Raw genomic sequence first — 9,691 nt, forward strand, 5'->3', positions numbered from 1 at the left:
GAACGCGCCGTCCAAGCCGTTGGTGAAACCGGCGGTGGTGCAGATCGACATCACGCCGGACAACGCGGTGCTGTGGAACGGTGAGCGTTTGCCGGGGCGGGAGGCGCTGGAGGCGAAGCTGTCGGCGGCGGGGAAGGCGGAACCGCAGCCGGAGCTGCATATCAAGCCGAACAAGGACGCGAGCTATGAGCCGGTGGCGATGGTGCTGGCGGAGTCGCAGCGTCTGGGCTTGACCAAGCTGGGCATCGTGGGGTCGGAACAGTTTGTCCAATGACATTCACATTGACTGATGCTTGTGGCATGATCGGATGAGCGCAGGCGGCCCGTGAGGGCCGCTTGTTTCGTCCGAGGGGTGGTAATCTCCCGAACTTTATAATAAATGCCAGGAAATCGGCCTAAACGGCTGGTTTATGCCGGTGATGATCATATGAACACACGTCTTTGTCTAACTGCTTTGATTCTCTTGCCGCTGGCGGGTTGCGGCGAAGGCCATGCCGAGCGCGCGGCGGAAAAAACCGCGTCCGCCCCGGCCGCTCGGCGCTTGAGCGGCGCCGATGTGGCGCAGGCCGAAGTGCGGCCGCTGGCGGCAACCGTTCCCTTCACCGGCTCGCTCAATGCCTTGAGCAGCAGCGTGGTGTCGTCCGAGGTGGACGCCAGCGTGCGGGAAGTGCGCGTGCGCGAGGGAGAGGCTGTGCGGCAAGGCCAGGTGCTGGCTGTGCTGGACACCGAGGCGTTGGGACAGTCTGTGGAGGAGCAGAGCGCCCAGCTCGACAACTCTAGGGCCAGGTTGAAGCTGGCCAAAGTCAAGCTGGACAAGCAGCGTGAGCTGCTGGGCAAGGGCTTTATTTCCCAAATCGCATTTGACGAGCTGGAAAGCGATTTCCGGGTGAGGGAGGGCGAGTTGCGCGCCCAGGCTGCGCAATTGGCCCGCGCCAAGCGCTCGCTGGCCGACGCCCGGGTCAAGGCGCCGATAGATGGCGTGGTGTATGAACGCAAGATCAATCCGGGCGAAGTGGCCAGCCGCAATATGAAGTTGTTTTCGGTGGCGAATCTGTCGACGCTGGAGATCGCCGCCACCGTGCCGTCCAGGCTGGTGGGCCAGGTGAAGGCCGGCATGGCGGCCAGCTTCAATGTGGATGGCGGCGGCCAACCGAGCCGCGGCGAAGTGGTGCGCATCAATCCGGTGGCCATTCCCGGCACGCGCAGCTTCACGCTCTACGTGCGGGTGCAGAACCCGGATGGCCGGCTGAAGGTGGGACAGTTCGCCAAGGGCGGCGTGGTGCTGCGCGAGGTCAAGGACAAAGTGGTGGTGCCTTACGCCGCCGTGCGCGACATAGACGGCAAGCCCTGGGTCATGGTGGCGGAGAAGGGCAAGCTGGCGCAAAAGCCTGTGACCGTGGCGCTGCGCGCCGACGCGGAGCGCCTGGTGGCGGTGGACGGCATCGCGCCGGGCGCGCGCGTGGTGGTAGGCGAATTGCTGGGCAGCAAGGCCGGCGACGCCGTCAACTTGCCGGCTGGCCGGATTTGAGGAGCGCGCCATGTGGCTGACCCGCGTGAGCGTGCGCAATCCGTATTTCGCCGCAGTGTTGATGATGACGCTGATGGTGCTGGGCCTGTTCTCCTGGCAGAAGCTGGCGGTGGAGGAGATGCCGGACATCCGCCTGCCGATCGCCGTGATCTACACCCCGTACACCGGCGCTTCGCCCGAGGTGGTGGAGAGCGAGGTAAGCAAACCGTTGGAGGAGGCGCTGAACTCCGTCAACGGCCTGAAGGAAATCCGTTCCTATTCCTCCGAGGGCAGCTCCTTCGTGGTGGCGGAGTTCGAGCTATCGGTCGATCCCGCGTCCGCGGTGCAGAGCGTGCGCGACAAAGTGGCTTCGGTGCAGGGGCAGTTCCGGCGCGAGATCGGCACGCCTACCGTCTCCCAAGTGGACCCCAACGACAAGCCCATGATGTCGCTGTCCCTGACGTCCAGCCGGGTAAAGCCGCGCGAACTGAGCAGCTGGGCGGACAATGTGCTGAAGAAGCGGCTGCAGATGGTGGAGGGCGTCGGCGATGTCAGCCTGGTCGGCGCGGTGCGGCGCGAGATCCGCATCGACATCGATCCGGTGCGCTTGGAGGCCTCCGGCCTGGCGCTGACCGATGTGGCCGATGCCGTCAAGGCGGCGAATCAGGACTTCCCGGCCGGCAATGTCTCCACGGCCCGCAAGGAGTGGGCCATCCGCGTCAACGGCAAGCTGAAATCCGCCGATGATTTCGCCGCGCTGGCCGTGGGCTATCGCAACGGCACGCCGATCCGGCTGGACGACATCGCCGCCGTGTCCGATACCGAGGCCGAAATGGACAGCATATCGCTGGTCAACGGCCAGCCTGGCCTGGGCATAGACATCAAGGCGGCGCGCGGCTCCAATGAGGTGGCGGTGGCGGACGGCGTCAAGAAGCTGCTGGCTCAGATGAAGCCGGAAATGCCGCCTGGCCTCGAGCTGCGTTTCACCAGCGATTCGTCCGAGGATGTGAAGAAGGCGGTCCACAGCGTGGAGTCCATGCTGCTGGAAGGCGCGGGCCTGACCATTCTGATCGTGTTCCTGTTCCTCGGCAGCTGGCGCAGCACGGTGATCACCGGGCTGACGCTGCCGGTAGCGCTGGTGGGCTCGCTGTTCGCGATGCAACTCATGGGCTTCTCGCTGAACGTGCTGACCCTGCTGGCCTTGTCCTTGTCCATCGGCCTGCTGATAGACGACGCCATCGTGGTGCGCGAGAACATCGTGCGCCACGCCGCTTTGGGCAAGAGCCATTATCAGGCGGCGCTGGACGGCACCAATGAGATCGGCCTGGCGGTGCTGGCCACCACGTTGACCGTGGTGGCGGTGTTTCTGCCAGTGGGTTTCATGGGCGGCATCATCGGCCGCTTCTTCCACCAGTTCGGTCTGACCGTGGCGGTGGCTGTGCTGATTTCCATGTTCGTCAGCTTCACGCTGGACCCCATGCTGTCTTCGATCTGGCATGACCCGCACCACCATGGCGACCGCCATCGCGGTCCGCTGGGCAAGCTGTTGGACTGGTTCGAAATGTCGCTTGACCGGTTGTCTGACCGTTACGCCTTAGTCATCCGTTGGGTGCTGGGCCATCGCAAAACCGTATTGGCCTTGGCCCTGGGCTTCACCGTGGCCTGCTTTTTGCTGGCCTCGCGGATCGGCGGCGAGTTCATTCCCGAGCGCGACAGCGGCAAGATAGGCGTGTCCTACCAGACTGCGCCGGGCTCCTCCCTGGAGTACACGGCGCAGAAAGGCAAGGAACTGGCCGATGCGCTGTCTGCCATCAAGGAAATCAAGACCATCTCGCTGGATGTCGGCGCCGGCAACTTCGGTTCGGGCAAGAATGACGGCCAGTTGACGCTGGACATCGGCGACAAGCGCTCGCGCCAGCGCAAATTGAGCGAAGTGATAAACGACGCGCGCAAGCGCGTGCAGCCGGTGGCGGGCGTGCTGATCAAAGCGGTGGCGAATGACGAGCAGCAGGGCAAGCCCATTTTCATCGGTCTGCGCGGTTCCAACCTGGCTGAACTGGAAGATGTTTCGCGCGAGGTGATGGCCAAGATCGGCAAGGTCAAGGGCGTCAAGGACATCGAGTCCAATTTGACGGAAGGCGACCCGTCGCTGAGCCTGACGCTGAAGCGTGACGCCGCGCTCAGCCTGGGAGTGGATCTCAACCGCGTCGGCAATCTGCTGTCCATGCTGTTGGCCGGCAATGTGGTCACCACCTGGGAAGCGCCGGATGGCCAAAACTACGATGTGCGTCTGCGCGTGCCCAAGGACGAACGTCGGCAGGAGTTGCTGGACCAGCTGAAGGTGGCGGGCAATCCCGACGCCAATGGTTCGGCGCAAATGGTGCCGCTGTCCACGCTGATCGAGACGCGGCAAGGCGTCAGCCCGCGCCAGATCAAGCGCACCAATATGATGCGCGAGATAGGCATCAACGCCAATGTGGAGGGGCGTGACGTAGGCTCGGCCATGTCCGATGTGGATAAAGCGATGGACGGCATCCAGCTGCCGCCAGGCGTGCAGCGCATGCACCGCGGCCAGCAGAAGGATATGGAGGAAACCGTGGTCAACGCGTTGCGCGCGTTGGGCCTGGGCGTGATCTTCATCTATCTGATCCTGGCGGCGCAGTTCCGCAGCTTCACCATGCCGGTGACCATCATGGTGGCGCTGCCGCTGGCCTTCGGCGGCGTGTTCATCGCGCTGTTCCTGTGGGGCTCCACGCTGAACATGTTCTCCATCATCGGCATCATCATGCTGATGGGTTTGGTGGCGAAGAACGGCATTCTGCTGGTGGACTTCATCAACCGGGCAAGACGAGACGGCATGGCGCGCGAAGACGCCATCGCCGAGGCCGGCCGGGTGCGGCTGCGCCCCATCATGATGACGACTCTGGCCATGATCTTCGGCATGCTGCCGCTGGCGCTGGGCACCGGGGACGGCTCGGAAAGCAACCGGCCCATGGCCCACGCCATCATCGGCGGCCTGACGACATCCACTCTGCTGACTTTGCTGGTGGTGCCTGTGGTGTACACCTATATGGATAGCTTGCGCGCGCGCATCCGCCGCTTGTTGGGCGGGCGCAAGCCGGCGTTGGCGCTGAAGACGGAGGAAGGGAAGTAGGCGCGGGGAGGAGAGCCGTCGGCAAGCCGGCGCCTCTCCTTATTTTTTCATCGGCGCCACGCAGTCGTTGCCATCGAAACTGAATGACAGAATCTGCTGGCTGGCGGGGTCGATCACGAAATTGGTGGTGCAGCTGTAATAGACGGAACCGCCGCCGCTGATGCTCCACGGATGATAGAAGCCGCTGCTCTGTATCGGCATGTCCTGGCTGTAGGCGCTGCGATAGGTGTAAAGCAGCTTGCCGTTGGGCATGGTCATCTGGGCGGAGGGCGCGCCCCAGGCGGCCAGCAGTTCGTTGGCGTCGCGCCCTTGCCATATGGAAACCTTTTGCGCATATCCCTGCGGCGTGGCGCATCCGGCCAGCGCGACAAGGGCAGCGCAGGCGGCGATGAGCTTGATGGATTTCATCGGCTTTTCCTCGCTTGAATTGACTGTATTCATTATTCATAGGCATGGCATCATGAGGGAAGTTCATGTTGCCCAAGCCTGGACGGCCATGATTTAACGATGGCCGCGCCGCGCGCCGGAGTCAATTCCGGATGTCTTGCGCGAGGGCGGAGTGTGTTAACAAGCGTGTGACAATACGCGAAAACAGCGGGAACACCCGCGATCATGATCGGAGGCCTTGCCGCCGGTCGAGGGGAAACCAGGCTTGGAGAAAGACCGGACCGCGTCGTCCGGGCGAGCCTGAACAACAAAGGAGGAGATCATGCGCCTGAAAAAAACGCTCGCGACGGCCATGATGCTGGGCAGCCTGCTGCCCGTCGCCCATGCGGAGAAGGTGCTGCATGTGGCGTTCAGCGCGCCGGAAACCGGTTTTGATCCAGCCAAGATAGCGGACGTTTATTCGTCCGCGGTGATCGAGCACATCTATGATCCACTGCTGACATTCGATTATCTGGCGAGGCCGGTAAAAGTCATACCCAATGTCGTTACCGCAATGCCTACGGTCAGCGCCGATGGTCTGACGTATACCTTTCATCTGAAGAAGGGCATCTATTTCGCGCCGGACCCGGCCTTCAAGGGCAAGAAGCGCGAGCTGACCGCCGCGGATTATGTCTACACCATCAAGCGCCTGTCGGATCCCTCAGTGGCTTCGCCCTTGAGCGATGTGTTCACCGGCAAATTGCTTGGCCTGGATGAGCTGGCAAAGCAGGCCGGCAAAGGCAAGCTGAATTACGACACGGTGGTGGAGGGCGTGAAGACGCTGGACCGCTATACCTTGCAGTTGAAATTCAAGCAGCCTTTCCCCTCGCTGCCTTATGTGCTGGCCGGCAGTTGGGTGGAAGCGCAGGCGCGCGAGGCGGTGGACGCCTATGGCGACAACACCAATGCGCATCCGGTGGGGACCGGGCCGTATATGCTGTCTGAGTGGAAGCCGGGCAATCACATCACGCTGGCGCGCAACCCGAATTTCCGTCAGGAGGTCTTCCATTATCCGGCCGGGACGACGCCGCTGGATCAGAAGATAGCCAAGGCGATGGATGGCAAGCGCTACCCGCAGATCGATCGCATCGATATCTCCGTGATCGAGGAGGAGCAGCCGGCTTGGCTGTCGTTCAAGAGTGGCGAGCTGGACATGCTGGGCGCGATTCCTCAGCCCTTGATCCGGCAGGTGTTGAAGCTGGATCCGAGCAATCCGCATCGAGCCGAGCTGAAGGCGGAGTTCCGCGACAAGGGCATCCAGTTGAGCCGCGAGCTCGATGAAGAGGTGACGTTCTACGCTTTCAATATGAAAGACCCTGTCGTCGGCGGTTTTAGCAAGGACAAGATCGCGCTGCGCCGCGCCATCGCCATGGCCTTCAATACGCAGGAAACGATACGCGACATCCGCCGCAATCAGGCGGTGCAGGCGCAATACATCGTGCCGCCCAATGTCGCGGGCCACAACCCCGATTTCCGGGCCGCCGCGCCATACAACCCGGCGCTGGCCAATGCCTTGCTGGATCAGTTCGGCTACAAGATAGGCGCGGACGGCTACCGCACTTTGCCGAACGGCAAGCCGCTGGTCGTCGATTATGTGACCGGCCCCACCGCCATCGACAAGCAATGGAACGAGTACTGGCAGAAGGCGTTTGACCGCATCAAGGTGAAAATCAATTTCCGCGTGATGCAATGGAACGAGCAGGCGAAGCAACTGATGGCCTGCACCTTCGGCCTGGTGGGCGATGCCTGGATCGCAGACTTCCCGGACGGCGACAATTTCACGGCGCTGTTGTACGGCGGCAATGTGGGCAATACCAACCACGCCTGCTATCGCTCCGCGCGCTACGACAAATTGTACGAACAGTCACGCGTATTGCCGGACGGCCCTGAGCGCAGCCGCTTGTACGATGAGATGAACAAGGTAGTGGCCGGCGATACGCCGTGGATTTTCGGCGAAAGCCGCTTCGCCAACGCCGTGGCCCAGCCGTGGGTGCAAGGATTCAAAAAACACCCCAACTTCAACGCCATCTGGCGTTTCTTGGACGTGCAGAAATAAGCGGCAAGCGAGGAGAAAAACATGTCTGCATTCATCATCCGCCGGCTGCTGCAAATGATCCCGACCCTGTTCGGGGTGATGCTGCTGGTTTTCACGCTGTTTACCCTGGTGGGCGGCGACCCGACCCTGGTATTGGCCGGCAAACACCTGACGGCTGAGGTGTTGGCCAATATCCGCGCCCAACTGGGCCTGGACAAGAGCCTGCCGCAGCAATTCCTGGTATTCGTTCACCAGGTGCTGACGCTCAACTTCGGCACTTCCTGGTCTACCCAACAGCCAGTATCCGAGGTGCTGAGCAGCAGGGTGGGGCCGTCGCTGACGCTGACCGGCGCCATGCTGCTGGTGGAGCTGGCCGTCGCCATTCCGCTGGCGGCGCTGGTGGCCTATTTCCGCGGCGGCTTGACCGACCACATCATCACCATCATCTGTACGGTGGCGATGTCGATCAGCGCGCTGATCTACATCATCGCCGGCCAGTTCTTCCTCGGTTTCAAGCTGGGCTGGTTCCCGGTGCGCGGCTGGGGAGATTCGTTCTGGGTGAACCTGTTCGTCTATGTGCCGCTGCCGCTGCTGATGGGTTTGATGGTTTCGCTGGGGCCGGACATCCGCTTCTATCGCAGTTTCTTCGTCGAGGAACTGGGCCAGGACTATGTGCGCACCGCGCGCGCCAAGGGCCTGTCCGAGCGCCAGATCATGCTGAAGCATGTGCTGCGCAACGCGCTGATTCCTGTGGTGACCAGCATCATGATGTCGCTGCCGTATTTGCTGCTGGGCGCGCTGGTGCTGGAGAGCTTCTTCGGCATTCCGGGCATGGGCAATGAGGTGATCCAGGCGGTCAATAAGAGCGATTTTCCGGTGATCAAGGCCATCACCATCTACATCGCCATCGCCACCATGGTGTTCAATCTGTTGGGCGACCTTGTGTACAAGTGGATCGATCCGCGCGTGCAATTGAAGTGAGCGGAGGAGAATAAACATGACAACATTGCAGAATACCGCCGGAGCTGCGTCGGCAGCGCCGTCCCGCAGCCTGTGGGGCCTGGGCTGGCAGCGCCTGAAGCGCAACAAGGTAGGTTTCATTTCCATGTGGATCGTGGCCATCTACCTGCTGATCGCGGTTGGCGGCTGGCTCAATCTGGTGGGCAAGAGCTGGACCGATGAAGTCGGCGTGCCGTATGCGCCGCCGAGTTGGATCACGGAGTCTGCGGACGATGCCTTGCCGCCGGAGCCTGCGGCCAAGACCGCCGCCGCGCCCATCATCGAGCTGAGCCGCGCGGAAGACCCGATAGGCAAGGCGCTGACGGAGGCCGAGAAACATGTCGGCGAATATGCTGACCATACGCCGCAGCGTCTGGAGAAGCTGCCTTTCGGCGGCGACCTGCAGGGCCGCGACGTGATTCAGAAGACGCTGAAAGGCACCTCTACATCGCTGTTCGTCGGAGTGTTCGGCGCAGTGTTTTCGCTGCTGATAGGTTGCGTGCTGGGGGCTGTGTCCGGTTATTTCGGCGGCAAGACGGATGACTTCCTCAACTGGTTCTACAGCGTGTTCACCTCGGTGCCGGACATGCTGCTCTTGCTGTCCTTCGCCGCGGTGTCCGGCCGCGGCATCACCACCATCATCACGGTGATGGCGCTGACCAGCTGGACCGGCACCTACCGGCTGGTGCGCGCCGAATATCTGAAGCTGAAAGGCCGTGAGTACGTGCAGGCCGCCGATGCGATCGGCGCCGGCAGCGGCCGCAAGATGTTCATCCACATCCTGCCCAATATTTCCCACCTGCTGCTGGTGCAATTTTCCTTGCTGACCGTGGCGCTGATCAAGTACGAGGCCATTTTGTCCTTTCTCGGCTTCGGCGTGGGCGTGCGCGAAGTGAGTCTGGGCTCCATGCTGGCCGAAGCGCCGACCGAGTTGATCCAGGGCTACTGGTGGCAGATGCTGGCGGTGACCATCGCCATGTCGATATTGGTGACGGCGTTCAGCCTGTTGGTGGACGCCCTGCGCGACGCGCTGGACCCGCGCGCGGCGGCGAAGTGAGCGGGATGAGGAGAAACAGAAATGAGCGATAACAAGATCCTGCTGTCGGTGCGCGATCTGCGCGTGCGTTTCCGCCAGGAAGACGGCGGCCGCTTCGAGGCCTTGAAGGGCGTCAGCTTCGACATTCCGGCCCACCGCACGGTGGCGCTGGTGGGCGAGTCCGGCTCCGGCAAGTCGGTCACGTCCATGGCCATCATGCAATTGCTGCCGCCGCAAACCAGCGAGATCGACCCGGCGTCCGAGCTGCGCTTCGCCGGGCGCGACTTGCTCAAGCTGAGCGCGTCCGAGCTGCGCCGGCTGCGCGGCAAGGACATCGCGATGATCTTCCAGGAGCCGATGAGCTCCCTGAACCCGGTGTTCAGCGTGGGCGAGCAGATCGTGGAGACGCTGACCCTGCATGGTGGCCTGAGCCGTTCCGCGGCGTGGAAGCGCGCGGTGGAGCTGCTGCGCGAGGTGGGCCTGCCGGAACCGGAGAAGCGGATCAAGAGCTATCCGCATGAGCTGTCCGGCGGC

At 62.4% G+C, this 9,691-nt stretch carries 8 protein-coding genes; 7 read left to right on the top strand and 1 reads right to left on the bottom strand.

Annotated features, from left to right (window positions below; all coding sequences use genetic code 11):
• The 3 genes from C2I19_RS09530 to C2I19_RS09540 all read left to right on the top strand — a co-directional run.
• Positions 1-274: ExbD/TolR family protein (locus C2I19_RS09530; RefSeq protein ID WP_146056766.1), on the top strand; the 274-nt coding region annotated here is incomplete at its 5' end.
• A 153-nt stretch (positions 275-427) separates the two neighbouring features.
• A complete protein-coding gene (locus C2I19_RS09535; RefSeq protein ID WP_103902474.1) occupies positions 428-1,528 on the top strand; it encodes an efflux RND transporter periplasmic adaptor subunit in 1,101 nt (366 codons plus the stop codon).
• 10 nt (positions 1,529-1,538) lie between these two features.
• Complete coding sequence (locus tag C2I19_RS09540) at positions 1,539-4,661, top strand: efflux RND transporter permease subunit (RefSeq protein WP_103902475.1); 3,123 nt, start codon at positions 1,539-1,541, stop codon at positions 4,659-4,661.
• A gap of 39 nt (positions 4,662-4,700) precedes the next feature.
• Here the strand turns inward: C2I19_RS09540 and C2I19_RS09545 are convergent, their stop codons facing one another.
• Positions 4,701-5,069: a hypothetical protein gene (locus C2I19_RS09545; protein ID WP_103902476.1), complete on the bottom strand. Its 369-nt coding sequence runs from the start codon at positions 5,067-5,069 to the stop codon at positions 4,701-4,703.
• 301 nt (positions 5,070-5,370) lie between these two features.
• Between C2I19_RS09545 and C2I19_RS09550 the strand changes: the two genes are divergently transcribed.
• The 4 genes from C2I19_RS09550 to C2I19_RS09565 form a co-directional block, all read left to right on the top strand.
• Complete coding sequence (locus tag C2I19_RS09550; RefSeq protein ID WP_103902477.1) at positions 5,371-7,143, top strand: ABC transporter substrate-binding protein; 1,773 nt, start codon at positions 5,371-5,373, stop codon at positions 7,141-7,143.
• A gap of 21 nt (positions 7,144-7,164) precedes the next feature.
• On the top strand, positions 7,165-8,103 hold the full coding sequence (locus C2I19_RS09555) for an ABC transporter permease (protein ID WP_103902478.1): 939 nt from the start codon (positions 7,165-7,167) through the stop codon (positions 8,101-8,103).
• Between the two features lie 16 nt (positions 8,104-8,119).
• A complete protein-coding gene (locus C2I19_RS09560; protein ID WP_103902479.1) occupies positions 8,120-9,178 on the top strand; it encodes an ABC transporter permease in 1,059 nt (352 codons plus the stop codon).
• A gap of 21 nt (positions 9,179-9,199) precedes the next feature.
• The coding region (locus tag C2I19_RS09565; protein WP_146056767.1) for an ATP-binding cassette domain-containing protein at positions 9,200-9,691 on the top strand (492 nt) is incomplete at its 3' end.

Origin of the sequence: Chromobacterium alticapitis, assembly GCF_002924365.1 — a bacterium.
Lineage (GTDB): Bacteria > Pseudomonadota > Gammaproteobacteria > Burkholderiales > Chromobacteriaceae > Chromobacterium > Chromobacterium alticapitis.

Bases quoted from the DNA above. Each gene is read 5' to 3' on its own strand.
- C2I19_RS09535 (WP_103902474.1), top strand. From the start codon at position 428: ATGAACACACGTCTTTGTCTAACTGCTTTGATTCTCTTGCCGCTGGCG.
- C2I19_RS09540 (WP_103902475.1), top strand. From the start codon at position 1,539: ATGTGGCTGACCCGCGTGAGCGTGCGCAATCCGTATTTCGCCGCAGTG.
- C2I19_RS09545 (WP_103902476.1), bottom strand. From the start codon at position 5,069: ATGAAATCCATCAAGCTCATCGCCGCCTGCGCTGCCCTTGTCGCGCTG.
- C2I19_RS09550 (WP_103902477.1), top strand. From the start codon at position 5,371: ATGCGCCTGAAAAAAACGCTCGCGACGGCCATGATGCTGGGCAGCCTG.
- C2I19_RS09555 (WP_103902478.1), top strand. From the start codon at position 7,165: ATGTCTGCATTCATCATCCGCCGGCTGCTGCAAATGATCCCGACCCTG.
- C2I19_RS09560 (WP_103902479.1), top strand. From the start codon at position 8,120: ATGACAACATTGCAGAATACCGCCGGAGCTGCGTCGGCAGCGCCGTCC.